Origin of the sequence: Sphingomonas sp. 22176 (genome assembly GCF_052045505.1) — a bacterium.
Taxonomy (GTDB): Bacteria; Pseudomonadota; Alphaproteobacteria; order Sphingomonadales; family Sphingomonadaceae; genus Sphingomonas.
The window spans coordinates 137,056-160,636 of record NZ_JBQEPL010000006.1; the positions used below are offsets into that span (position 1 = coordinate 137,056).

The window sequence follows — 23,581 nt, forward strand, 5'->3', positions numbered from 1 at the left end:
CCACCCCCAACCCCTCCTCCAAGGAGGAGGGGCTTAAGCGGGTTTCACGCCACCGGCAGTTCGTACTTCTCGATCACCCATTCCTCTTCCTGCGCTCCAGCGATCCAGTCCTGCATAAAGGGATGCTGGAGCACGGCGAGCATGTAGCTCTGGGCGAAGCGGGGGACGGGCAGCGAATAGGTGACGATGCGCGTCACCACCGGCGCGAACATGATGTCGGCAGCGCCGAACGCGCCGAACAGGAAGGGCTCCTCGCTGCCATAGCGGGCGCGCGCCTGAGCCCACAGCTCCATGATCCGCTCGAGATCGGCTGCCACGTCCGCATCGACCGGCACGGCCGGATAGACCTGGCGCACGTTCATGCTGTGCTTGCTGCGCAGCGCGGTAAAGCTGGAATGCATCTCCGCCGCCATTGACCGGGCCATCGCGCGCGCGGTGGGATCTTCCGGCCAGAACAGCGTGTTGCCCGTCTTGTCGTCGAGATATTCGACGATCGCCAGGCTGTCCCACACCACCGCGTCATCGTCCCACAGGATCGGCACCTTGCCCGAAGACGGCGCGAATTCCGCGCCCTGGCGGCGCTTGTCCCAATCCTGGTCGTACATCGGCACGACCGTCTCGTCGAAGGGGAGCCCGGAGAGCTTGCACGCGAGCCAGCCGCGGAGCGACCAGGACGAATAGGCCTTGTTGCCGATGATGAGCTTCATGGGCATCGGGGATAGCCGGGGGCCGGAGGGACGGCAATGGTCGCCATTGCGTGCGCCCAAAATCGGTCGCACCTTGCCGCTCCCGCGGCGGGGGCCGCGAGTCGAATCTAATTGGGGGCAAGAATGCAGAAGAAGGTGCGGCTGCTGGCGGCAGCGGCAATGCTGTGCGGGCTGGCGATTCCGGCCGGAGCGCAGCAACAGGCGACGGCCGAGCCGGGCAAGGCCGCAGCGCCGGCGCGCCTCGACGTCGCGGTATTCGCCGAGCTGCCCCCGGTGCAGCGCCCGGAATTGTCGCCCGACGGCAAGCACGTCGCGGCCAAGCTGGCGATCAACGGCGCGCAGTATTTTGCCGTCATGGATCTCGACGGCGGCAACCGCCACGTCATTGGTGCCGGTGACATCGACATCAACTGGTGGCGCTGGGTGAACGATTCCTGGCTCGTGATCGGGATCCGGCGCGAGGTGGACGTAGAGGGCGACAAATGGCCGATCACGCGTGCGGTCAGCGTCGAGGCGGCGACCGGCAAGCTGGTGCCGCTCAACACGCGCGACACCGCCCAGAATGGCGACGACGTACTGTGGATGCCGCATGACGGCTCCACCCGCGTGCTGCTTTCCGCCCAGACCTCGATCTACTCGAACGAGCCCGGTTTCTGGCCGAAGGTGGACGAGGTGGACGTCACCAACGGCCGCCACCGCCCGGTCATGGAAGGCCGCGAAGGCGTGATGGACTGGTATGCCGATGGCAGCGGCACGGTGCGCATGGGCGTGGGCACGTCGATGGACGGGCGCCAGCGCCGGCTGCTCTATCGCCCCGGCCCGCGTGAAAGTTTCCGGGTGATCGATCGCGCCAAGGGCATCAATGACGGTCTACTGATGCCCAAGCTGTTCCTGTCCGATCCCGGCAAGGCGCTGGTGGTGCAGGACGACGACGAGGGTTTCTCGGCGCTGTGGGAATATGACCTGATCACCATGCAGCGCGGCAAGAAGGTGTTCGGCGTTGCCGGCTACGACATCGACGGCCCGGTGATCGACAAGGGCGCAGCCACGCTGTTGGGCGTGAATGTGACCGAGAAGGCGGCGCGGACGGAATGGTTCGATCCGGGCATGGCGGCGCTGCAGCGCAAGCTGAGCGAACGGGTGAAGGGCGCGCGGGTGCAGATCACCAGCTACAGCGCCGATCGATCCGTGGTGATCGCCCATGTCGGCGATGCGAACGCGCCGGGCGCCTATTTCATCTATACCGCCGCCGACGACATGATGGCGGCGCTGTCGATGAACAACAAGACGCTGGGTCTCCGCCGTCTCCACCCGGTGACGACGATCCAGTACAAGGCGCGCGACGGCCTGGAGATTCCTGCGATTCTCACCCTGCCGCGCGGCAGCACGGGCAAGAACCTGCCGCTGATCCTGATGCCGCACGGCGGCCCCGAGGCGCGGGACGAGGAGGGCTGGGACTTCATCGCCCAGTTCCTCGCCGATCGTGGCTATGCGGTGATCCAGCCCAATTATCGCGGATCCTCCGGCCTCGGCACCAAGTTCCTCCGAAAGGGCGACGGCCAATGGGGGCTGGGGATGCAGGACGACCTCAACGATGCGGTGAAGGCATTGGCGGATCGCGGCATCGCGGATCCGAAGCGGGTGTGCGTGGTGGGCGCCTCCTATGGCGGCTATGCGGCGCTGCGGGCGGCGCAGCGCGACGGCGGGCTGTTCCGCTGCGCCGTCTCCTATGCCGGCGTGTCCGATCTCCAGCGGATGGTCACCTATGACTCGCAGTTTCTCGGTGGGGGCGCGGTGAAGGACTATATCAAGTCCAAGGCGCAGGATTTCCGGGTGGTCTCGCCGCTCTTCCACGCGCAGGATTTCTCGATCCCGGTGCTGCTGGTCCACGGCAAGAAGGATCGGCGCGTGCCGTTCAACCAGAGCAAGGTAATGGTCGACGCGCTGAAATCGGCGGGCAAGCCCTACGAGTTCCTGGAGCAGCGCGATGCCGACCATTTCTTCAGCCGCGCCGAGGATCGGCTGACCTTCCTGACGGCGATGGAAGCCTTCCTCGCCAGGTACAACCCGTCCTAGGCTTTCACATACACCCAGGCGCGGGTGCCCGACGCGAGGGGCACCCGCACCCGGACATAATTCTCGCTTTCGTAGACGTCGGCGGCTTCCAGCTCCTTTTGGGTGAACTGGAAGACCTTGCCCGGGATCGGCGGCCCGTCGCCGGGGATCAGCGCGAGGTGCGTCTCGATGCCGCTGGCGTCGAGTACGGCCGGATCGTGGATCTGGATCTCGGTGATCACATAACCGTGGAGTACGTCGTCGGTGCCGTCGAGCAGCCGGCCGAATTGGCGGCGCTGTACCTGGTCGAGCTGGAGCGTGCCGTAGGAGAAGAGCGGCTCCATCCCCGCGCTCAGCCGATCGCTTCGAGCACCGCGGCGCGGAGCTCGGGCAGGCCCATGCCCTTGTCGCTGGACGTCGCCAGAATCTCGGGGTGCGCTGCGGCGCGCTTGCGGGCCTCGTCCACCGTACGGGCGGTGACCTCGGCCAGCTCGCTCGCCTTGATCTTGTCGGTCTTGGTAAGGACGATGCGGTAGCTGACGGCGGCGTCGTCGAGCATCTCGAGGATCTCGCGGTCGACATCCTTGATGCCGTGGCGCGAATCGATCAGCACTAGCGCGCGCTTCAGCTCCTGCCGGCCGCGCAGATAGTCGTTCACCAGGTAGCGCCACTTGCGGACCATGTCCTTGGGCGCCTTGGCAAAGCCGTAGCCGGGCATGTCCACCAGGCGGAAGCGCAGCGGCTCGCCCACGTCGAAGAAGTTGAGCTCCTGTGTGCGTCCTGGGGTGACAGAGGTGCGGGCGAGGCTGTTGCGGTTGGTCAGCGCGTTGATCAGCGACGACTTGCCGACGTTCGAGCGGCCCGCGAACGCCACCTCCGGCACCGTCGGCGCGGGCAGATGCTCGAGCGCCGGGGCGGACTTGAGGAAGGCGATGGGGCCGGCGAACAGCTTGCGCGCGGCTTCGATCTGGTCGGGGTCGAAGGACATCAGGTACTCAGCTGCCTCAGATACTGAGGCCCTTTCAAATCCTCCCCTGGAAGGGGAGGTGTCGCGAAGCGACGGAGGGGTGTCGACGGTGCAAGGGCGCTCCTCCGACGCGAACGGGGACACCCCTCCGTCAGGCCTGCGGCCTGCCACCTCCCCTTGCAGGGGAGGATCGTGGAGGGGTGTGCCGCCATCACTTCGCCTTGGACGCGCCGGGCTTGGCCACGGCGACCTTCATCTCCGGATGCCGCGCATACAGCCACTGCTGCTGGAGCACGGTCAGGATGTTCGAGGTGATCCAGTAGATCTGCAGGCCGACGGCGAAGGGCGCCATCAGGAACATCAGCATCCACGGCATGATCGCGAACATCTGCTTCTGCATCTCGTCCATCGGCGCCGGGTTCATCCGCATCTGGAAGAACATCGACACGCCGAGCAGCACCGGCACCACGCCGATGGCGAGGAAGCTGGGCAGCGTGAAGTGCAGATAGCCGAACAGGTTGAGAATCGTTGCCGGATCCGGAGCCGAAAGGTCCTTGATCCACAGCACGAACGGCTGGTGGCGCATTTCGATGGTGAGCAGCAGCACCTTGTACAGTGCGAACATGATCGGAACCTGCAGGAGCATCGGTGCGCACCCGTTGAGCGGGTTCACCTTCTCGTCCTTGTACAGCTTCATGATCTCCTGCTGCTGGCGCGCCTTGTCGTCCTTGTAGCGCTCCTGGATCGCCTTCATCTTCGGCTGCACCTGGCGCATCTTCGCCATCGAGGCGAACTGCTTCTGGGCGATCGGGAAGAGCAGGCCGCGGATGGTGATCGTCAGCAGGATGATCGCCACGCCGAAATTGCCGACCAGCTTGAACAGCCAGCTGAGGTACGTGAAGATCGGGCGCTCGATGATCTCGAACCAGCCCCAGTCGATCGCGCGCTCGAACTTCGCGATGTCATACTGCTTCTGGTAGGCGTCGAGCAGCTTCACTTCCTTGGCACCGGCGAAGAAGTGGCTGGTATAGGTCGCTTCCTTGCCCGGGCGGATCGCGATCGGCTGCGAGAGCGCCACGTCTGCCTGATACTGCTGCGCCGCGGTGCCGCGCTGCTGGATGTTCACCCCGCCGCGCTGGTCCGGGATCGCCGCGGTCAGCCAGTAGTGATCGCTGAAGCCGACCCAGCCGCCGGTGGTGGTGAACTGCTGGGGCGTGCTCTCCACGTCCTTCCAGTTGATATAATGCGCCGCATCGTTGGTCGCGGCGACCGGGCCGACATGGGCGGCCCACTGGCTGGTATCGGTCGAGCGCTGGCCGCGCGAGATCAGCGTATAAGGCGTGACGGCCACCGGCGCCCCGCCGCGATTGGCGACGGTCTGGCGGACGGTGAACATATAGTTCGAATCGACGCCGAGCTCGACCGTGTAGGTCTGGCCGGCGCTGTTGGTGGTGGTGAGCTTGACCGGCGAGGCAGGCGTCAGCGTGTCGCCATCGGCCTTCCACACGGTGTTGCCGTCGGGCGCGCCCGCGCCCTGCCAGCCGAACTGCGCGAAATAGCTGCCCTCGGCACCGCTCGGCGAGAGCAGGCGGATCGGCGGCGAGTTCTTCGCGACGGTCTGGTCGTACTGGCGCAGGACGAGATCGTCGATGCGCAGGCCCTTGAGGTTGATCGAGCCCTTCAGTGCGGGCGTATCGATCTGCACACGGGGGCTATCGGCCAGCACCGCGTCGCGGCTGCGAATCGTCTTCGGCGCGTTCATCGCCGGATCGACGCCCGAATTGGGCACCGGCTGCAGCTTGCCATCGACCATCTTCGCGGGGGCGGCCGGCTGCTGCGGGAAAAACCAGTGGCTGATCATCGGCCAGCCGAGCAGCACGAGCGCCGCGAACGCCGCGAAGAGGATGAAGTTCTTCTGTTCTTCTTTCACCGATAATCCCCGGAAGGAAACTCAAGGAACGGGATCTGGGCCGTGCCCGCCCCATGGATGGCAGCGCGCAATGCGCCGTAGCGCAAGCCAGCCGCCTTTCACCGCCCCATAGCGGCGAAGCGCCTCGATTGCATAGGCCGAACAGGAAGGCTGGTAGCGGCAGGTGGGCGGCAGGATTAGCGACGGCCCCAACTGCCAGGCGCGCGCGAGCAGCATCAGCAAGCGCGCGATCATGATTCGACCTTGGGGTCGCCCTTGGGGCGCACGCGCCGAAGCGCCTTGGCGAGTTCCGCCTTCAGATCGGCATAGGGGCGTTCGATTCCGCCCATCCGGCCGATCAGCACATGATCCGCGCCGGCGATCCCCGCCTCTGGCAGGATTTCGCGCGCGAGCATGCGAAAGCGCCGCTTCATCCGATTCCGGATAACGGCGTTGCCAACTTTCTTGGATACGGTAATGCCGATCCGCATGGACGGATCGGCATCGTTCCGTTCGCGCACCAGCAGGACGAAACCGGGCATCGGTGCCCGCTTTCCCCCGTTGGCGGCGAGATAGTCCTTGCGCTGCGTGAGCCGGTCGAGGCTCAGCAAGGGCGTGTCGGTGCTTACGCCGACAGCTTCTTGCGGCCGCGGGCGCGGCGGGCGCGGATCACATTGCGACCGCCCGGGGTCGCCATCCGTGCACGGAAGCCGTGCCGGCGCGCACGCACCAGGTTGCTCGGCTGAAAGGTCCGCTTCATCGCTCATCCTCGAGTATCTAGAACGTAAAAGGGCCGCCACAGGGGCGGCCGCGTGTCGAGCGCCATTACGGGCAAGTGGCGCAGGAGTCAACGCGGGATGCGGAGATTGGGACAGTACCTGGCACATGGCCGAGGAGATGGGCGGGGTGTGTTGGTTGCGCAAGACGCGAAGGCGGCTGGCAGCTGCGGTGGCGAAGTTAAGGAAGTTTGAGACCCACGCTCAAAACGCTTATGTCTGATAACGGGTGCGGACGGCGTGGATGGTGGTCAGTTTCCTTCACTCCGGACTAGCGAGCGCTGGCGCCACTGCTTATCGAGCACAAAAAGGATAGCGATGAACGGCGCCAAGCCCACGAAGGATGCCAAGTCGAACCCAATCCGAGTTCCCAGGTATTCCACGGCAGAGTACTGAAAAAATTTTCCAAGTGCGACGCCGGCAATCACCAGCATGGCGGTATAAATAAGACGCCATAGATATAAGGCGACTGTGTAGAGGCGTTGGCGCACAAATCCCCTTTCGGCAGACGCCAATATCCTACACTTGGCGACCTGCTCGACTCAAGGTCCGTTCGCGAGTGAAGCGCTACGTTGTCGCGCGAGTCCATCGCTTGAATGGCGTAGATGCGCGTTGATTTTCTGGGAAAAACTTTAGTCAGGCCATTCAAAGGCCGATTGGCTGTTAAGGAAAAGATGGGGAGCGCACTGGCGGCTGCAAGATGTGGTCGAACTGGGCGTCGTGCCGCCTCTTATGAGACCCGAAATCATATCCCTTCCGTACCATGCAAAAGCCGCTATGCTCCCAAATCGGGGAGGGGGCTCTCTTGGTCGCCAGCGTCTCGACGGTTGCCTATCTGGGGTTGGAAGCGCGCGCGGTGGAGGTGCAATGCAACCTCGTCGCCGGGCTGCCCAAATTCGTCGTCGTCGGCCTGCCCGACAAGGCGGTGGCGGAAAGCCGCGAGCGGGTGCGCGCTGCGATGGCGGCGATCGGGCTGGCGCTGCCGCCCAAGCATATCGTGCTCAACCTCTCGCCCGCCGATCTGCCCAAGGAAGGATCGCATTTCGATCTGCCGATCGCGCTGGCGCTGCTGGCGGCGATGGGCGTGGTCGATGCCGAGACGATCGCCGGCTATGTCGTGGTCGGCGAACTGGCGCTCGACGGGCGGATCGCGCCGTCGCCGGGCGTGCTGCTCGCGGCCATGCACGCGGCGGAGGCGGGCAAGGGGCTGGTCTGCCCCGCCGTGCAGGGCCCCGAGGCAAGCTGGGCAGGGCAGGTGGAGGTGCTCGCCGCGCCCGACCTGATCAGCCTGCTCAACCACTTCAAGGGCAACCAACTGCTCCCCGGCCCAGTGCCGGGCGAAGTCGACCCGCCGGGAGCGGGGCCGGATCTCGCCCAGGTAAAGGGGCAGGAGACCGCCAAGCGGGCGCTGGAGATCGCCGCGGCGGGCGGGCATAATCTACTTTTCGTAGGTCCCCCGGGCGCGGGCAAGTCGCTGATGGCGGCGTGTCTGCCCGGCATCCTGCCGCCGCTCGAGGCTGCCGAGGCGCTGGAGGTGTCCATGGTCGCCTCGGTCGCAGGCACGCTGCAGGGCGGGCGGCTGACCCGCACCCGGCCGTTCCGTGCGCCGCATCACAGCGCCTCGATGGCGGCGCTGACCGGCGGCGGGCTCAAGGTGAAGCCGGGCGAGGTGAGCCTCGCGCATTTGGGCGTGCTGTTCCTCGACGAGTTGCCCGAGTTCCAGCGCGCAGTCCTCGATTCGCTCCGCCAGCCCTTGGAAGCAGGCGTGGTGAGCGTCGCGCGGGCCAATGCCCATGTGACCTTCCCGGCGCGCGTCCAGCTCATCGCGGCGATGAACCCGTGCCGCTGCGGGCATCTGGGCGACCCCGCGCTCGCCTGCGCCCGCGCGCCGCGCTGCGCGGCGGACTATCAGGCCAAGGTTTCCGGGCCGCTGCTCGATCGCATCGACCTGCATGTCGAGGTCCAGCCGGTCACCGCCGCCGACCTCGTCCTGCCGCCGCCCGCCGAAGGATCGGCGGAGGTAGCGGGGCGGGTGGCGGCGGCGCGGGCGCTCCAGACGGCCCGCTATGCGGGCACGGCCACGCGGACCAACGCCGAAGCCGACGGCGAGCCGCTGATGGCCGTCGCGACGCCCGATGACGCCGGGCGCAAGCTGCTGGCCCAGGCGGCCGAGGCGATGCGGCTCTCGGCGCGGGGCTATACCCGGGTGCTACGGGTGGCGCGGACGATCGCCGATCTAGCCGGCGCCGAGGGGGTAGGGCGCATCCATGTGGCGGAGGCGCTCAGCTACCGCCGCCAGACACCGCGGAGTTGAGCGGGCCATGCTGATCGAGGCGATCCTGGAATATCTCGGCGCTATTGGCGTTCCATTGTGCAGCCCGTTCAGGAGGTTGGACATAGCTGTGAATAGTCCCCGGTTCCGGAACGTCGTATGGGTGCCCGTCGTGTCAGCGATCATCGCCGCATGTTCGAGTGCCGGCGGCCCCCTCGACGAGCACGGTTCCAAGGAATTGCCGACGCTCGAGCGCCGACTGGCGAAGATCGAAGGAAGGTCCGGGTCTATCGAAGGGGTGTATTCCATCTTTAATTTCGAGAGTGACTCCTTTCAGTTCTGTTCAAGCGCGGAGTGCCCCGACATTGCGATTCCGGCTTGTCTCCCGCAATTTACCGAGGAAGCCCGCCGCAAAATGGGCGCGCTGAGTGCGACGGAGGATGGGCTGTCGATTCACCTACAGGTTATAGGCAGCGTGCGCACAGCGTTGCGCCCGGGGCTAGAACGCGGGTTCGGGCCAGACGAAGAAATGTGCGAGATTTCCATAACTGACGTGCAATCCGGCCAGACGATGGATGCACGAATGGTCCGTTCAAAGGCGTTTCCCCAGCTTTTGAAGCCATACGGCCACCGTTGACGGTCTGCCGTTCCCTGCCTTTACAACCCACATCGCCTACAGCGCTCCGGCGTCCGCTTAGGAGGCAATAGCAACCTCCCGCCGCGCGCCGCGTTCACCCCCGGTGGAACAGCCCCGAAACGAAGCGCCCGACGGCGAACAGCCCGATCTCCCTCCCGACGAGGAGGAGGAAGTCCAGGAACGCGAGGCTGCGTCCTCGCGTGTCATCCATGAAGTCATCCGTCGCCAGGGCGACGAAGAGCTCGACCGTCCGGCGAGTTCGCTGTTCTTCTCCGGCGTGGTCGCGGGCGTGGCGATGGCGGCATCGGTGCTCGGGCGCGGGCTGATCGAAAGCCATCTGCCCGATACCGAATGGCGGCTGCCGGTGGCGAGCATCGGCTATTGCCTGGGCTTCGTGATCGTCGTGCTCGGGCGGCTGCAGTTGTTTACCGAAAGCACGCTCTCTGCCGTGATCCCCGTCGCGGCGAACCCCACCTTCCGCAACTTCACGCGGCTTGGCCGGCTCTGGGGGCTGGTGCTGGCGGCCAATCTCGTCGGCACGCTGCTGATCGCCTGGCTCGCGACCGAGGGCTGGGTGGGCACGCAAGCGAGCACCAAGGCGATGCTCGATACCTCGCGCAGCCTGCTTGAACTGACTGGATGGGACACGGTACGCGCGGCGGTGCCGGCCGGCTTCCTGATGGCCGGCATTGCCTGGTCGCTGCCCGGCGCGCGGCGGCAGGAGTTCTTCGTGCTGGTGTTCTGCACCTATTTCATCTCGCTCGGCGAGTTCGCCCATGTGGTGGCGGGCGCGGTGGAGGCGTGGATGCTGTGGCTGGCGGGCGAGGCGAGCCTCGGCTGGGTGCTCGGCGGCTTCCTCGCGCCGGCACTGCTCGGCAACATCCTCGGCGGATCGGTGCTGTTCGCGCTGCTCGCGCATGCCCAGGTGCGCGAAGAGACGTGAAGCGGGTTGCAGCGCGGGCGCGCTTCGTCTAGCCGTGCGCATCCTTCGCTGCCCCTGTGGCGAAATTGGTAGACGCATTCGACTCAAAATCGAACGCCGAAAGGCATGCTGGTTCGAGTCCGGCCAGGGGCACCAGTACATAGTGAGAGCATTGTAGAAGTCGGCTGGAACGATCCGGCGATGCTCTCGAACATCGCCGGCGTCGAGATCCCGCCGATCCGCCAGACGCCGTGCGCGTGGCTCGCCCGTCAGCCGCGTGCTACGCTCCTACGCCTGGGCGTAGATCCCGATGCGATCGATCCGCAGACCTTCTGCCGTAGCGCTACGCTATCCTACGGATGCACGAGGTGCTGGTGCTGATCGCCCCGCATCTCGACGAGGCGGCGCTGGAGCGCTTCAACAGCGTGCTGAAGCCGGTCTTTGTCGGCGCCTACGCCACCATGCCGCATCTTTCGATCGAACGCATGCTGGCGCTGCACCGAGCCGGACGCCTCGAGGTAGTCGCCCGCGGTCAGGGGGGGGCAACATCGATACACGGTCGGAGTCAGGGGCGGTCGTCACCATCCATGGCCGTCGGCGGCGCTTTCCGGCCTTTATCGATGCGACGGGCCAGCATCCTCTGCGCGCCGAGGCGTTCCCGTTCCCGACGCTGCTCGCGCAGGGGGCGGTCGAAGATGCCGCGCTGGCGGACGGCACCGGGATCAAGGGCATCGTGGTGGACGCGCAGTTCCACCCGGTGAGCGCCCTCGGTCATCGACCGCCTCCGTGACACACTCATCGACGGGAGGCCCTCGCCAAAAAATCACGCTCTACCGGCAACTGCGCGATCTTCGCGTACAGCTTGTCCACCTCCGCGTCGCTCGCCGCCCGCGCTGCATCGCCCGCACCGGAGAACGGCGCCGACATTCCTTCGATCGCCTGACGCTTCCACGCCGCGATCATCGTGTGACGAATGCCATGCTTCGCTGCCAACTCCGCCAGCGTCAAATCGCCACCTTCGCCTTGAAATGCGCGCCGTAGCGCTTCCTTGTCGTCTTCATTCTCGTCCGTTCCTCACGTCGGGATTAGCTTGGCAACCTGTTCAGAAAACCGGCACGACCTCACAGTGCGCATTTCTCCCAAACGACGGGCCGTCGGCAGCTGGGCGTGCAATTTTAGAAATTCAGTGCCGATCGCCGCTCCTGGAAGCGGACAATCCTCCGAACCTGCTTGTCGGTTTAGCGGACAACTCTGCCACAGGATGCTGGTCTCAAGGGCTTGGCTTCGGCCTTCGGCTACGGAAAGCACGGAGGCAAATTCGCCTCCGCGTCCAAAATCAGCCGTGTCGGAGACTGTCAGGCACGACACCGCCATTGTCGGCTAGCTTGGCCATGACTGCTCTGTGCAGTGCAATGTTCTGTTCCGCGCTGCCGTCCGCTCCCGCGTGTACATTCAGCTCCTCAGCAAGCTCTTTGCGTGCCGCCAAGCTTGAATCCAGATCTAAGAGCTTGAGCAGATCCACGATCGATTGTTGGTAGTTGCCGCCCCCGCCTTTCATTGAGGCCATCTCGGAGAGGACGGCCCCAACGTCAACGCTGGGGCTAGCCTCAGGCGCCAATGGGGCGGCCGCCTGGGCCGTTGCGGGGGTGGGGGCTTGCGCGGCAGAGGGGCTCGGAGCTGCCTCGCTGGACGGTTGTTGGGATCCAGTAGGTTTGTGGCCGAAGATCCGGTCCCGGATGCTGCTGAAAATGCTCATGCTTTCTCCTCGCGGCGCTCATGCGCCCAAGCGCATAACGCTCTGGTCAACCGAGGGTTCGGCGGAACGGCGTGTTGTTGCCGGCGTTCCCCCATCGCCTGCTCAGGTCAGGCCGGAGATGGGAGAGAAAAATGCACGCTGTTCGCTGGACAATGCTGGGCATGGCAGCAGTCGCACTTGCCGGCTGCGGGTCGAAGACGGAAACCCATACGTCCGATACGGTGATCACCACCGGCAATGCGGATGCGGGTACCGGAGCCGCCGCCAATAGCGGCCTTTCGGCACCAGTGTCGGCCGGAAAATCGTTCGCTGACGCGGCGGCGGCCAGCGACGCCTTCGAGATTGCGAGCTCGCGTCTCGCGCAGCAACAGGCGAGCAGCGCCGCCGTTAAGAAGTTTGCTGATGGCATGATCAAGGCTCACACAGAGTCCACGGCGAAGCTCAAGTCGGCGGCCGCTGCCGCCAGCCCGGCGATCACGCCGGATCCCGCATTAACGGCGGCGCAGCAACAGAAGCTGGATGGACTTAAATCGGCGAACGGTGCGGTGTTTGACAAAGCGTACGCTGCAGCTCAGGTCGAGGTGCATCAGCAAACGCTCGACGCCCTAAAGGCAAATGCTTCTAACCAAGAGGTGCCCCAACCGCTGCGGAACTTCGCGATGCAGCTGATCCCAACAGTCACTGCGCACCTCAATATGGCTAAGTCGCTTTCGAAATGACGTTTATAGGGCGGCACTCGATGTCGCCCAAATACCCTCCCGCTGGTCTCGGTACGCACCTGTTACCTCGGATAACGGCTGCCAGGCTCATCTTGCGCATCAGCCGGGCAAGGGTGCATCGGGCGACGTCAAACCCCTCGCGGCGCAGCTGCCGCCAGATCTTGCGGACGCCATAAACGCCCCGCACGCGCCCCGCTCGCTGCCGCTTCCAGGCATAGAGCGAATGTTGGCTGACGCCGAGCCGCTGCGAAACCTCCGCTACCGGATATCCGCGATCCGTGATCTGGGCCACCGCGTCATGATTGAACGCATCACTGAAATTGGGCTCCCCATCGTCGCCTCCTGTCCTAAAAATTAGGATCGAAGGCATCCAGAAATCCAGGGACTGCTCACCCTGAATGCCCACAGCATCTACGCCAAATTCTTGAGCAGAGATTCCGACGCATGCCGCGGAAGGGCAGCCGGATCGGCAGCATCGGTCGATAACAGCTGGGACGTTACGACCTGCGCGCCGCAGAAGTCGAAGATGCCCTTGTCGACTTGGGTCTGCATCGCCTGCCGATATCCTCGCTTTTCGTACGTACTGCTGGCAGCGCCCGCGATTGCGAAGAGATGCACCTGAAGCCGCCCGAGCTTCTTGATGATTCCCCCGCCCTCCTCTTCTTCGAAAGCCCATCCCGAAATGAAGACGCGATCGATCCACCCCTTCAGAAGCGCGGGCATCGACCACCAGTAGACTGGATACACAAGGATCAGATGGTCAGCTCGATCGAGCCTTTGCTGCTCTTTCAGCACGTCCGCCGGCCTGGGCCCGCCCGCGGAGAAGGCCGCATGATCCGCCGAGCCAAACACCGGATCGAACCCCTCCGCGGCGAGATCCGCGATTTCCACGGTGTGCCCGCTCGCCTCGAGCGCTTCGGCAAGCGCCGTCGCCACGGATCGCGTCAAAGAAGCGGAAGCGGCGGGGTGGGCCATCACAGTCAAAGCATGCACGCAAGCATTCTCCCGATAGCGTCGCGCGATTCGGCGACGACCTATCTATGTAACCGTTGTCAGGGCTGCCACGTCGGCCGGTAGGACGGGTCGAGCTGTCGATCGATAAAATAGGCGGCGCTGACGAAGGCGAGGTGGGTCAGCGCCTGGGGGAAGTTGCCGAGGGGCAGGGCGCGCGCGTCGGTCTCTTCGGCGAAGAGACCGAGATGATTGCCGTAGGCGATCCCCTTTGTCAGGACCAGTTGCGCATCCTCCAGGCGTCCCGCGCGAGCCAGGCATTCCGCATACCAGAAGGTGCAGGTGGTGAACGCGCCCTCATCACCCTTGATGCCGTCGTCGCCGCGGTAGCGATAGACCAGCCCATCGTCGCAGAGCTCGGCACCGATTGCGTCGAGCGTCTTGAGCCAGACCGGATCGGTCGACGACACGAAGCGTACCAGCGGCAGCATCAGCAGCGCCGCGTCTAGCGCGGTACCGCCGCGTTCCTGGACGAAATAGCCATGCTCCGGATGGCGGAAGTTGTTCCAGACGTCATCGACGATCGCATCGCGCGCTTCGGACCAGGCGACGAGCGGGGCTGGCAGCGACCGCTTCTTGGCCAGCCGGATGGCACGATCGAGGGCGACCCAGCACATCACGCGGGAATGGAGGAAGTGCCGCGGCGCGGAACGCATTTCCCAGATGCCTGCGTCCGGCTCCTGCCAATGGTTGATCACATGTTCGACAAGCCCGCAGACATGCTGCCAGCCTTCGTGGGGAATGGCCGGCCCGTATTTGTTGGCGAGATAGGCGCTGTCGAGGAGCTCGCCGAAGATATCGAGCTGGATCTGGTCGCTCGCGGCATTCCCGATCCGCACAGGACGGCTGTCCGCATAGCCGGCGAGATGCTCTAGTTCCCGTTCCTCGCCCGGTTTGCTTCCGTCCAGCGCGTACAGTATTTGCAGTGGGCTCTCGCGGCCAGCCGCCATGATGCGTGCGCCAACCCATCGATAGAAGTGCTCGGCCTCTTCGGTGAACCCAAGCCGCAGAAAGGCGTAAACGGTGAAGGACGCGTCGCGGATCCAGGTCGCACGATAGTCCCAGTTGCGCTCGCCGCCCTCCGCTTCGGGCAGCGAAAAGGTCGCGGCGGCGGCGATCGAGCCATGGCGGGCGGAGGTCAGCAGCTTCAGGGCCAGGGCCGAGCGGAGCACTTGTTCGCGCCACCGGCCCTTGTAGGTCGATTTGCCCAGCCAAGCCCGCCATGCCTGGGTGCTCGCCTCGATCTGTGCGCAGATTGCGTCGTCGTCGGGGCGCGGCATCCCGTCGTCGCCTAGGACGAACCAGGCACTCTCACCCTTGGACAAGGTGAAATGCGCGCTTGCCTCGCCATGCTGCCGGTCGAGCGGCACGGAAGCGAAGAGGCAGAGCGAGAGATCTCGCCCGGTAAAGCGGGCGCCGCCGTCCATCTCGGCGACGTTCGGTACCTCGCGAGCGTAATCGAAGCGCGGCGCGCAGCGCATGGCGAAGGTCACGGTGCCGCTGGTCACCGTCACTCGACGGATCAGCGAGCGCGTGTCCCGCCCGGCGCGGCGGCGCGCCTCGGGCTGGGGCATCAGGTCGACGATCTCGGCGCTGCCCTGCTCCGCCATCCAGCGCGTCAGCAGCACATTGGTGTCGGGCAGGTAGAGCTGGAGGTTGCGCGGCTGATCCAGCTTGGGTGCAATCTGAAACGCGCCGCCGCGTTCGCCGTCCAGCAGGTCCGCGAAGATCGTCGGGCTGTCGAGCGACGGCCAGCATAGATAGTCGATCGTGCCGTCGCGCGCGACCAGCGCCGCCGTCTCCAGGTCGCCGATGATGCCATGCTCGCCGATCGTCCGGCGAGGCTTAGCCATTGTCGCGGAATTCCGGGTAGAGCGACATGCCGCCATCGACGAACAGGGTGGTGCCGGTCACATAGTCGGCTTCGTCCGAGGCGAGCCAGACGACTGCGCGGGCGACGTCCTCGGGCTCGCCGATACGACCATAGGGGATCAGCCGGAGGAGCTTCTCCAGCGCCTCCTCGCTGTCCCAGGCTTCCTTGTTGATCGGCGTGCGGATGGCGCCCGGCGCGACGGCATTCACCCGGATCCCGTCGGCGGCGACCTCCTGCGCGAGCGAGCGGGTGAGCATCCGCACGCCGCCCTTGGCCGAGGCATAGTTGATATGCCCTGCCCAAGGGATGATCTCGTGTACGGAGCTCATCGCTACGATAACGCCGGCGCTGCGGGCAGGGCGCCCCTGCTCGGGCTGCGCGCGGAAGCGTCTCACTGCCTCGCGTGCGCAGAGGAACTGCCCCGTCAGGTTGATGCCGATGACGGTGTTCCAGTCCTCCAGCGTCATTTCGGCGACCGCCGCGTCCTTCTGCACGCCGGAGTTGGAAACCAGCAGGTCGATGCGGCCGAAGGCCGCAGCGGCCTCCTCGAATAGGCGGAGCACCTCCGCCTCCTCCGACACATCGGCCTGCACCGCGATCGCGCGCCCGCCCTGGGCGGTGATCCGCTGGGCGAGCGCCTCCGCAGGCTCCGCCTGGGCATGATAGTTCACTACCACCGCGGCACCGGCGGCCGCTACGGCCTCGGCAACCGCGAGGCCGATGCCCGAACTCGCACCGGTAACGATCGCAACATGTCTGGCGAGAGAAGCGTTGATCGGCATGGGAATGTCTCCAAAGATACGCAGAGGGGCAGGACGTCGCGACAACGCACGATCAGGCAGGGCGGCTATCGGAAAATTGCGCCCGGTGGTGGAGAAGGAAGTCGGTGAAGTCGTGCGGCGGCTTCCCCGTTAGGCGCTCGATCTCGAACGTGGGATCGATGTCGTGGTGCCCTGCGACGACGTCGGCGAACTGCACGACCAACCCCTTGGCCATCCAGCGCGAGTTGCCGGTCAGGCGCAGCAGGCCCCGAAAGAGCGGGGAGGGCAGATCGAGATAGCGCACCTTGTGCCCCAGCACCTTGGACAGGCGGGCGGCCGCTTCCTTCATGTCCAGTGTCTCCGGCCCGGTGAGGAAATAGGTCGCACCTTCATGGCGGTCCTGGGTCAGAACCGCGGCCGCCACACGCGCGATGTCGCGCGTATCGACCCACGAGACCGATCCCTTTCCGGCGACCTGCGGCAGGAACCCCCTGGCGATCGGATCCTTGAACCACAGGAAGTTCTGCATGAACGCGGTGGGCTTGAGGATCGTCCAGCCGATCCCCGAAGCGCGGAGGTGATGGTCGATCAGCGCATGCGCTCTCGCCCAGGGCACCGGCGATCGCACATTGCCGTCGGAGGCGGAGATCTTGACGATCCGCCCGACACCCGCTGCCTTGGCGGCATCGATGGCGGCGGTCTCTTGCGCCACTTGCTGCTGGGTGGGAGGCGTGATCAGGAACATCGTGTCGATGCCCTGCATCGCCGCCGCGAGCGTTTCCGGCCGATCGAAATCGCCGCGCACGGCGTCGATACTCTTCGTTGCGAGGCTCTCGACCTGCTCCTGCTTGCGGCACAACGCGCGGAACGGCGTTCCGGCTTCCTTGAGCAGGCGGCACACATCACCACCGATGCCACCGGTGGCACCTGATACCAAGATCATGACGGGTTTCCTTCTACGCGTTGGAGTCTGGAAGATGGGCCGGGGCGGCGCGGTCGAGCCATTCCGAGAGGATGGCGTTCATCGCATCGAGTGTCTGGATCGCGTCGCGGATCCTAGCGCGACCGACGCGGTCGGCGATTTCCGTGTCGAGCGGCGCAACCGCCTGCTCGGCCCCGGTTACCGCCGCCAACCCGGTTTCGGTGAGGACGACGAGCTTGGCGCGGCGGTGCTGCGGATTATCCTGGAACGTGACCATGCCGCGCTCGGCCAGCAGATCGACGACACGCTGCACCGCCTGGCGCGTAAGCCCCATGTTGCGGGCAATCGACACGGTGGGAAGCGGGACCGGCGAGTATCGGAGCGCACCGAGCACCTGCCACCACGCACTGGTGAGACCAAGATGCGCTACCAGCTCGTTGCCCGTGCCGATCAGCCTTCCACTGGTCGCGAAAACGGTGAGCGCAAGCTCCCGAACATCCGTGTTCTCGCTCGACATTCGACTAGCACCACTAATTGACAGCATATTGTCAAACTAGACGGGGACGGGTTGGTTCCGCTCGGCAGTGGACCAAAGGGCGCACGGGGCCCCTTGAAGCGACCTCAACCTCCTATCAATCTGTCGCGCCGGGCAGGCGTAGCGAGGGTTCTTCTGCTCTGCTTCGCAAGAAGGGTTTTGCACTGGGGCAGCGGAGCGCCCAAAGCCGACATTCAAGAAGCCAATCGGCCTTTCTGAAAGCGGATGCCAACGACAGCATCCGGTCGAAACGCCCAGCAACAACAGCTCGTAGGTTCCTTGCAGGCCCGTTGTCTGCCGGCTGAGAGCAAACGCTAAGCTCCAATCTTGAAACTCAGCTCGCCCATCGACCAGTTATTGGTAGGTTCGGGATGCCGTTGATTCCGACGGACAGCTCCTCCTCTCGGAGAGCTTTTGAGAAGAGATAACCCTGTAGCTCGTTGCAGCCGGCCGTTCGGAGCAACGAACCTTGCTCGCTGGTTTCGACGCCTTCGGCGGTGACCGACAGGTTCATCGCGTGACCAAGCGCGATGACCGCCTGCACGATCGCGATCGCCTCCTGGTCGCGGCCGACGCGCTTGATGAAGCTCTTGTCGATCTTGATCCGGTCTACCTTGAACTGCTTGAGATAGCTCAGGCTGGAATAGCCGGTGCCGAAATCGTCCAGAGCGATTCGGAAGCCCGCGTCGCGCAGGTCATGCAAGGCGGCGCGCACCTCCTCGCCGTCATCGAGGAGGATACCCTCCGTCACCTCCAGCTCGATCTGTCGCGGATGCACGCCGCAGCGCTGGACGAGGGATCGAACGGCCGCTGCAAAGTCTCCCGCCTTGAATTGAACGGGAGACACGTTCACGGCCATCGTGAGTTCGGGCCATTTCTTCGAGACGCGGCACGCTTCCGCGAGCACCCAGCTTCCCAGCGCGTGAATCAGGCCCGCTTCCTCGGCGATCGGAATGAAGAGATCGGGCGTCAACAGACCCTTTGCCGGGTGATCCCAACGGACGAGTGCCTCCAGCCCTACCACCGTCGTGCCGGTCGCATCCATTTTCGGCTGATAGGCAACGAACAGCTGCTTCCGGGCGCTAAGCGCCTTCCGCAGGTCGTCCTCCAGCTCGCGCCGATTGGCGAGGCTCTCGTCCATCTCCGCGGTGAAGAAGCGATAGCCGTCTCGACCGCTGGCCTTGACGCTGTACATTGCAATATCGGCCTTGCGCAGGAGCTCGGTGCGATCGGCACTGCGCGGGGTGCCCACCGCGATGCCGATGCTGCCGCCGATCTGCACTTCCGATCCGAGGATCGGGAAGGGATTGCGCAGTTCGGAGAGGCAGGCCTCCGCAAGCGCGCGGAGCGCTTCCGGCCCGAGCCCCTCGGTCAGGCAGATGGCGAACTCATCGCCGCCCAGCCGCGCCAGCAGCCCGCCTTTGGGCAGTTGGGCCGAGAGGCGGCCGGCAACGCTCTGGATCAGCTGGTCTCCGGCAAGATGGCCGAGCGTGTCGTTGACGTGCTTGAACTTGTCTAGATCGATTAGCAGTACGCCGAGCGCATGCTGGGCCATGTTGCCGGCAGCCCCATCGACGAAGCGATTGAACGCAGCCCGGTTCGGCAGCGAAGTGAGCACGTCGTGATTGGCGAGATACTGGGCGCGCGCCTCCTTCGCTTGAAGCTCGACGCGTGCAGCCTCAAGCGCGCCGATCGAGCGCGCATCCCTGAACATCAATCGCCCGACGACGAAGACGAGCGCCGCCAGCAAGACAATCAGTGCAGCCGCCGCCGCGCCGCCGCGCTTGGCTATCGACCGGAGAATGTCGCGACCGGGCATATCCGGCCGCCAGCCAAGATGACCGAGCAGCACGCCTTGCGACGAGCGCAGGGGCACGCTGAACATCCCGGCTTTCATCACGGCCGGGGTCGACAATATTCGCGCATCGCGGATGCCGCGGATGCGGCCCAGGTCCCCCATCAGCTTGCCGTCTAGAAAGCGGATGCTGACCAGCATGGGCTGACGCCCGGGAGCGCCGACCACGAGTTTGGAATCGGGAATCATCCGCATCACGCTGGCAGCGGCCGCGCGCCCGGAAACCTCCACGAGATCGGTCGCGTGGAAAGCGGCCGGCGAGGTACGCACCGTTGTGTTCGGCGCCAGCTTTTGGCCAGGCAGGCGCTCATGGGTGTTGGCCGGCCGGTGGAGTGAGCCTCTTGCCGCTTGGATCAGGGGCAGCAACGTGGGCTGGACGCGCGCAAAAATCGCAGGTGAAACGCGCTCGCCGTTCCGCATGGCGTAGACAGGCCGATCCTGACCGTCGATAATAATGTCGAGCTCGTGATTGAACACGTAGTTCAACCAGACACCCACGTTCTTGTCGAGCCATTCGGCATCGGGCCTTGCCTTCTGCACCTCCGCATAGGCAGGATCCCAGATCGCGACGCCCGCCTGGCTCTGCGCGAGATCGTCGAGCACCGCGCCCAAAGCCAGATGAACATCGTCCGCCTGCCGTGCGCGGATCGATTCGTCGACCTGATTGGCCGTTGCCCACAGGCTCCACGTTCCGAACAGCACCAGCGCCACCGCGAGGCAGAGCGCGGGTGCCGCCACGAAGGCGGTGAATCGCAGAACGGGGCTGAGACGGGGAAGGCCAGAACGGTAGAACATGCAACTGCGCAACCAAGAAGGACTTGAGGCAAGTTCTTCAGGCTGTTCGGTTCAGGACCGTTGCAGCCTTCTTTGCTTGCTCCTCAGATTAGAAACAAAACCTTGTTTTTCAGTGAACTGCTTTGAAGCAGGATGGGCGGAGCAATGCATCTTCCGCCGATGCCGATCAACGTTCTCGAACGCGATCTCGCCCTTCTCCAGCAACGAAATGAAGAAGGGACGAGAGACGTTCAGGATGTCCGCCGCGTGTTGGATGGTCAGCATCTGGCTGACCTGCACCAGCGTCACCGCATCGCCCCGCCCGACGTGCCGCAGCAACTCCATCAGCAGCCGAGACAGGCCAGGGGGCAGCGTAATCTCGGCCGACGTCTCGTTATCGTCCAGGACCTTGAGGGTGGCGTCGCCGGTAGCTTGCGACGCCAGAATCTCACGAGTTGATTGGCCGCCGCCTTCTAGCTCGCGGAAGGCAGGCGGCCGCCTCGTCTCTACCGTGTTTGAGATTGCCGCGCTGCCGAGGGAAACGCTCCTTGAATGCGCAAAATCGAGCGCAAGAAAGGGTTACGGCCGACGCTAGCGTGGTACGCTCAGAATGTCGCCACTTCCGGTCAACATGGCCAAGACAACAAGACCCGGCTACCCAACATGGGGCCACCGGATCTTGAAGGCGCCGCATGGCGACGCAACAGATTCTTGTAGATTGCTGGTGAGACCGTACTGCTCGCCGATCAAGCGTCCCACCTGAAATGCGCTTGCTCGGCGCAGTCTCACGGACTCCGTGAACCGAGTTTTTCGGCCGCTTGTGATGTGAACCTTGCCCGCCTTGTCCTTTACGAGACCGTACGCAGCACGAATGTCTATTCAGGTGTCAACGCCCTTGAGGTCACCGCATCAGTGCAATGGAAGCGTCGACAACCGGCTGGTGGGCGCGTTCGAGCTGATCCGCCGCCGCGACGTATGACAGGCGGTTGTGGGGGAGTGTGGCATCAGGGAGGATAGATGCCTTGCCCGCACGAGCCTGCGGTCGCTTCGACTCGGGTCGACCGGCCGCTGCCATAACGGCAAACCGGGGATCGGCGGTAGCGATGCCGGCGATAGCCTTGGCAGCGCGCTTCGTGATCTGCCGCACCCGTTCCGCCGTAACGCCAGTCTCAGCCGCCAGATGTTCAAGGCTCGCTCCCTTGAAGATGCGGCCTTCGACGATCTCGCGTTCCCGCGCGATCGTAGCTTCCAGCTTCTCTACTTCTTCCGCGGCAACGCCGTTCACGCGGAGGCGCGGCAGTGCCTTAAGAGGGGCTGTACTTTCACGTTTGGGCGCGGGACGGCGAGCAAGTACCTGCATCCCAACCGTGCGCAAGTGATCAACATAGGCGTCGATCAGAGAAGATGTCGCTCCATCTGCAAGGTAGTCCGAAGCTGCGGACTCCGTTGCCTCAAGGGCAGACTCGTCCTCGAACGCGTCGAGAAACGAGCCCGCCTCTCCATCAGCGTCCATCATCGCGTTGAACGACACCGTTGTGGCAGCAACCCTCTTCGCCGAGGGGCGCTGGTCGGTCATCACGCGGAACCGCAAGCTCTGGAGCTCGCCGCGGATCTGCCAATTCACGAAGGTTGTGAATTGTGCCTTTTCCGGGTCATATGCTTCGACCGCGCGATGTACCGCGATAGCGCAGCACTGCTCGGCATCGTCAGCATAATGGGTGAGGCCGTACTGACGCACGAAATGGCGAACCCGCGAGGCGATGAGCTTCATGATCTGTGCGTGCGCCCGGTCGACATTTACACGCTGCCGATTGGTCGACGTAACACCATCCCTGGGACGGTTTTCGAGGATGATTGCTACTGCAGCTTCAAGCGCGAGCGTGGTCTTCGACGTCATGATCTTCCCCTGGTTCGCGGCCGGACGTCGTGACGTTCGGACACCAGGAGAAAATGGCCTTAACCAGTTAACGAAGCGGTAAACGCCAAGTTAGGGGGAACTGCGTACCCACCAACGAAGCGCAGGCAGCGTCGCTCCTCGCCATCCTGGAGCGCTCGAGCCCGCCAGCCCGCCTTCTCAGTGGCGGGGCAGCGGCTTATGACCTACTGGCAAATGGTGCATAACAGCGAGGTCATCGCGGCGGTCAACGGCTTGTTGGCACATCGGGCAGACCTCGAAATGCCGCAATTCGTCTACAGCACGTTTCTTGGCGGCCACTCGCGAAGGCCGCACGTCCTGTATAGCTACGGCTGCAAAATTCATCATCGACATGCCCAGTGTTAGCGTTTCCTTTACCTTATAGAGGCTAACGTAGGTAATTGGTGAATTGCGCGAAATTTGTTGTCGCGCTTACCAGCGCACGGCCAACGCGATGAGCATGTCGGATCCCCGCAGCTGGGAAGAATCACTTCTTTCGCAGAACGAAGGTCCGTGACCTTACTCCAGCGAGCAGTTTGGCTGCGTTTCACCCGATTTTCGCTCATTTGCCGCAACAGCGCGGAGAAGCGAGATCGCGGAGGCGGCGAACCACCTCCTCTCGGCCGCCGCCCTCTGCAATGATGCTCGGGCTGAAATCGGTTTGGCGCGACAAGCTTGGCAACGACCCGGCGCTTTCTTTGTTGAACCGCCGAGATTGGGCGATCCTTGCTTGTTCGGGCCTTCACATGCGCCGCGCAGTAGCGGGCTTTTCCGGGGGACGACGCTGTGTCTAAGTGGCAGTGATGGCGAAAGCGAAGCGTGGGGTTCGGGTGCTTGGCGGCTCAAGCGATTCCGTCGACGACCCCTGTGCCGCGTGGAGCGTATTTCGCGCCGGCGATAGCGCTATAGGCCACATCGTGAACCGCATTTCCCATGCCCTCCAAGCGGACCGTGGCAACGTTGCGGTGTACGCGCACTACGGAGACGGGTTCATTGCGCCCCCTCAGATATACCGATACGGTAGATCCATCGCCGAGCGCCAGTTCGACGTTCCTGATGATCTCGTGGCCAGCCGCCCCGTCTTCCTCATTCATTGTGAAGTCTCCTCGGGTCCACAATGGACATGGTGCCGCGAACGCACGTTGATGCGGTATGATGCGACGCAGCAACTTCTTTAGCGGCGACATGATGGTTAAACGCGTTGAAGCAGTAATA

Annotated in this window: 24 protein-coding genes, 1 tRNA gene and 3 pseudogenes; 6 read left to right on the forward strand and 22 right to left on the reverse strand. The window is 64.4% G+C overall.

All coding sequences use genetic code 11. The annotated features are described in order from the left end of the window. Nucleotides 1-44: 44 nt before the first annotated feature. Nucleotides 45-707 (reverse strand): glutathione S-transferase family protein, encoded by a 663-nt coding sequence (locus ACTJKY_RS17720; RefSeq protein WP_440847432.1) that lies wholly within the window; start codon nucleotides 705-707, stop codon nucleotides 45-47. A 123-nt stretch (nucleotides 708-830) separates the two neighbouring features. Here ACTJKY_RS17720 and ACTJKY_RS17725 point away from each other — a divergent pair, with 123 nt between their 5' ends. Then, nucleotides 831-2,783: an alpha/beta hydrolase family protein gene (locus ACTJKY_RS17725; RefSeq protein ID WP_440847433.1), complete on the forward strand. Its 1,953-nt coding sequence runs from the start codon at nucleotides 831-833 to the stop codon at nucleotides 2,781-2,783. Here the strand turns inward: ACTJKY_RS17725 and ACTJKY_RS17730 are convergent. The 7 genes from ACTJKY_RS17730 to ACTJKY_RS17760 all read right to left on the reverse strand — a co-directional run bounded on the left by ACTJKY_RS17730 (nucleotide 2,780) and on the right by ACTJKY_RS17760 (nucleotide 6,848). Further along, nucleotides 2,780-3,106 (reverse strand): gamma-glutamylcyclotransferase family protein, encoded by a 327-nt coding sequence (locus tag ACTJKY_RS17730; RefSeq protein ID WP_440847434.1) that lies wholly within the window; start codon nucleotides 3,104-3,106, stop codon nucleotides 2,780-2,782. The two genes, ACTJKY_RS17725 and ACTJKY_RS17730, sit on opposite strands and share 4 nt — an antisense overlap. A gap of 8 nt (nucleotides 3,107-3,114) precedes the next feature. Further along, the gene (yihA, locus tag ACTJKY_RS17735; protein ID WP_126002300.1) at nucleotides 3,115-3,750 is read right to left on the reverse strand and encodes a ribosome biogenesis GTP-binding protein YihA/YsxC; all 636 of its coding nucleotides are present in this window, start codon (nucleotides 3,748-3,750) and stop codon (nucleotides 3,115-3,117) included. A 190-nt stretch (nucleotides 3,751-3,940) separates the two neighbouring features. Further along, nucleotides 3,941-5,659: a membrane protein insertase YidC gene (yidC, locus tag ACTJKY_RS17740; protein ID WP_440847435.1), complete on the reverse strand. Its 1,719-nt coding sequence runs from the start codon at nucleotides 5,657-5,659 to the stop codon at nucleotides 3,941-3,943. Nucleotides 5,660-5,680: 21 nt separating this feature from the next. Beyond that, nucleotides 5,681-5,893, reverse strand: a complete 213-nt coding sequence (yidD, locus tag ACTJKY_RS17745; protein WP_010545929.1) for a membrane protein insertion efficiency factor YidD — start codon at nucleotides 5,891-5,893, stop codon at nucleotides 5,681-5,683. Further along, nucleotides 5,890-6,249, reverse strand: a complete 360-nt coding sequence (rnpA, locus tag ACTJKY_RS17750; protein WP_313535302.1) for a ribonuclease P protein component — start codon at nucleotides 6,247-6,249, stop codon at nucleotides 5,890-5,892. Before rnpA ends, yidD begins: the two co-directional genes overlap by 4 nt. 14 nt (nucleotides 6,250-6,263) lie before the next feature. Next, complete coding sequence (gene rpmH / locus ACTJKY_RS17755; protein ID WP_010545931.1) at nucleotides 6,264-6,398, reverse strand: 50S ribosomal protein L34; 135 nt, start codon at nucleotides 6,396-6,398, stop codon at nucleotides 6,264-6,266. Between the two features lie 267 nt (nucleotides 6,399-6,665). Beyond that, the gene (locus tag ACTJKY_RS17760; protein WP_440847436.1) at nucleotides 6,666-6,848 is read right to left on the reverse strand and encodes a hypothetical protein; all 183 of its coding nucleotides are present in this window, start codon (nucleotides 6,846-6,848) and stop codon (nucleotides 6,666-6,668) included. Nucleotides 6,849-7,219: 371 nt separating this feature from the next. Here ACTJKY_RS17760 and ACTJKY_RS17765 point away from each other — a divergent pair, with 371 nt between their 5' ends. The 4 genes from ACTJKY_RS17765 to ACTJKY_RS17780 all read left to right on the forward strand — a co-directional run bounded on the left by ACTJKY_RS17765 (nucleotide 7,220) and on the right by ACTJKY_RS17780 (nucleotide 10,401). Then, nucleotides 7,220-8,728, forward strand: a complete 1,509-nt coding sequence (locus ACTJKY_RS17765; protein WP_440847437.1) for a YifB family Mg chelatase-like AAA ATPase — start codon at nucleotides 7,220-7,222, stop codon at nucleotides 8,726-8,728. 7 nt (nucleotides 8,729-8,735) lie between these two features. Next, nucleotides 8,736-9,323 (forward strand): hypothetical protein, encoded by a 588-nt coding sequence (locus tag ACTJKY_RS17770; RefSeq protein WP_440847438.1) that lies wholly within the window; start codon nucleotides 8,736-8,738, stop codon nucleotides 9,321-9,323. Between the two features lie 103 nt (nucleotides 9,324-9,426). Continuing rightward, the gene (locus ACTJKY_RS17775; RefSeq protein WP_440847439.1) at nucleotides 9,427-10,266 is read left to right on the forward strand and encodes a formate/nitrite transporter family protein; all 840 of its coding nucleotides are present in this window, start codon (nucleotides 9,427-9,429) and stop codon (nucleotides 10,264-10,266) included. 50 nt (nucleotides 10,267-10,316) lie between these two features. Then, a tRNA-Leu gene (locus ACTJKY_RS17780) sits at nucleotides 10,317-10,401 on the forward strand. A 409-nt stretch (nucleotides 10,402-10,810) separates the two neighbouring features. Here the strand turns inward: ACTJKY_RS17780 and ACTJKY_RS17785 are convergent. The 3 genes and pseudogenes from ACTJKY_RS17785 to ACTJKY_RS17795 form a co-directional block, all read right to left on the reverse strand. Then, nucleotides 10,811-11,020, reverse strand: coding sequence for a hypothetical protein (locus ACTJKY_RS17785; RefSeq protein WP_440847471.1), 210 nt, complete (start codon nucleotides 11,018-11,020; stop codon nucleotides 10,811-10,813). Then, nucleotides 11,003-11,306, reverse strand: a pseudogene (locus ACTJKY_RS17790) (transposase); the annotation flags it as partial. The pseudogene ACTJKY_RS17790 and the gene ACTJKY_RS17785, both read right to left, overlap by 18 nt. A 275-nt stretch (nucleotides 11,307-11,581) precedes the next feature. Then, on the reverse strand, nucleotides 11,582-12,001 hold the full coding sequence (locus ACTJKY_RS17795; protein ID WP_440847440.1) for a DUF3597 domain-containing protein: 420 nt from the start codon (nucleotides 11,999-12,001) through the stop codon (nucleotides 11,582-11,584). 131 nt (nucleotides 12,002-12,132) lie between these two features. Here ACTJKY_RS17795 and ACTJKY_RS17800 point away from each other — a divergent pair, with 131 nt between their 5' ends. Then, the gene (locus ACTJKY_RS17800; RefSeq protein ID WP_440847441.1) at nucleotides 12,133-12,720 is read left to right on the forward strand and encodes a DUF4142 domain-containing protein; all 588 of its coding nucleotides are present in this window, start codon (nucleotides 12,133-12,135) and stop codon (nucleotides 12,718-12,720) included. A gap of 58 nt (nucleotides 12,721-12,778) precedes the next feature. On the opposite strand, the pseudogene ACTJKY_RS17805 reads toward ACTJKY_RS17800, so the two are convergent. The 11 genes and pseudogenes from ACTJKY_RS17805 to ACTJKY_RS17855 all read right to left on the reverse strand — a co-directional run. Then, a pseudogene (locus ACTJKY_RS17805) lies at nucleotides 12,779-12,898 on the reverse strand (IS3 family transposase); the annotation flags it as partial. Between the two features lie 26 nt (nucleotides 12,899-12,924). Continuing rightward, nucleotides 12,925-13,090 (reverse strand): annotated as a pseudogene (locus ACTJKY_RS17810) (transposase); the annotation flags it as partial. A 41-nt stretch (nucleotides 13,091-13,131) separates the two neighbouring features. Beyond that, entirely contained in the window at nucleotides 13,132-13,695 is a 564-nt protein-coding gene (locus ACTJKY_RS17815; RefSeq protein WP_440847442.1) for an NAD(P)H-dependent oxidoreductase, read from the reverse strand. Nucleotides 13,696-13,772: 77 nt separating this feature from the next. Next, nucleotides 13,773-15,584 (reverse strand): glycoside hydrolase family 15 protein, encoded by a 1,812-nt coding sequence (locus ACTJKY_RS17820; RefSeq protein WP_440847443.1) that lies wholly within the window; start codon nucleotides 15,582-15,584, stop codon nucleotides 13,773-13,775. Then, a complete protein-coding gene (locus ACTJKY_RS17825; protein ID WP_440847444.1) occupies nucleotides 15,577-16,386 on the reverse strand; it encodes a glucose 1-dehydrogenase in 810 nt (269 codons plus the stop codon). Before ACTJKY_RS17825 ends, ACTJKY_RS17820 begins: the two co-directional genes overlap by 8 nt. Before the next feature lie 52 nt (nucleotides 16,387-16,438). Continuing rightward, nucleotides 16,439-17,308, reverse strand: coding sequence for an SDR family oxidoreductase (locus ACTJKY_RS17830; protein ID WP_440847445.1), 870 nt, complete (start codon nucleotides 17,306-17,308; stop codon nucleotides 16,439-16,441). Between the two features lie 13 nt (nucleotides 17,309-17,321). Then, entirely contained in the window at nucleotides 17,322-17,804 is a 483-nt protein-coding gene (locus ACTJKY_RS17835; protein ID WP_440847446.1) for a MarR family winged helix-turn-helix transcriptional regulator, read from the reverse strand. A gap of 352 nt (nucleotides 17,805-18,156) precedes the next feature. Then, on the reverse strand, nucleotides 18,157-20,472 hold the full coding sequence (locus tag ACTJKY_RS17840) for a putative bifunctional diguanylate cyclase/phosphodiesterase (RefSeq protein WP_440847447.1): 2,316 nt from the start codon (nucleotides 20,470-20,472) through the stop codon (nucleotides 18,157-18,159). A 51-nt stretch (nucleotides 20,473-20,523) separates the two neighbouring features. Further along, on the reverse strand, nucleotides 20,524-20,796 hold the full coding sequence (locus tag ACTJKY_RS17845) for a hypothetical protein (RefSeq protein ID WP_440847448.1): 273 nt from the start codon (nucleotides 20,794-20,796) through the stop codon (nucleotides 20,524-20,526). Nucleotides 20,797-21,352: 556 nt separating this feature from the next. After that, on the reverse strand, nucleotides 21,353-22,348 hold the full coding sequence (locus ACTJKY_RS17850) for a sigma-70 family RNA polymerase sigma factor (RefSeq protein ID WP_440847449.1): 996 nt from the start codon (nucleotides 22,346-22,348) through the stop codon (nucleotides 21,353-21,355). Between the two features lie 860 nt (nucleotides 22,349-23,208). Beyond that, nucleotides 23,209-23,460 carry a hypothetical protein gene (locus ACTJKY_RS17855; protein WP_440847450.1) on the reverse strand — a complete coding sequence of 84 codons (252 nt, stop codon included), beginning with the start codon at nucleotides 23,458-23,460 and terminating at the stop codon, nucleotides 23,209-23,211. Between the last annotated feature and the right edge of the window lie 121 nt (nucleotides 23,461-23,581).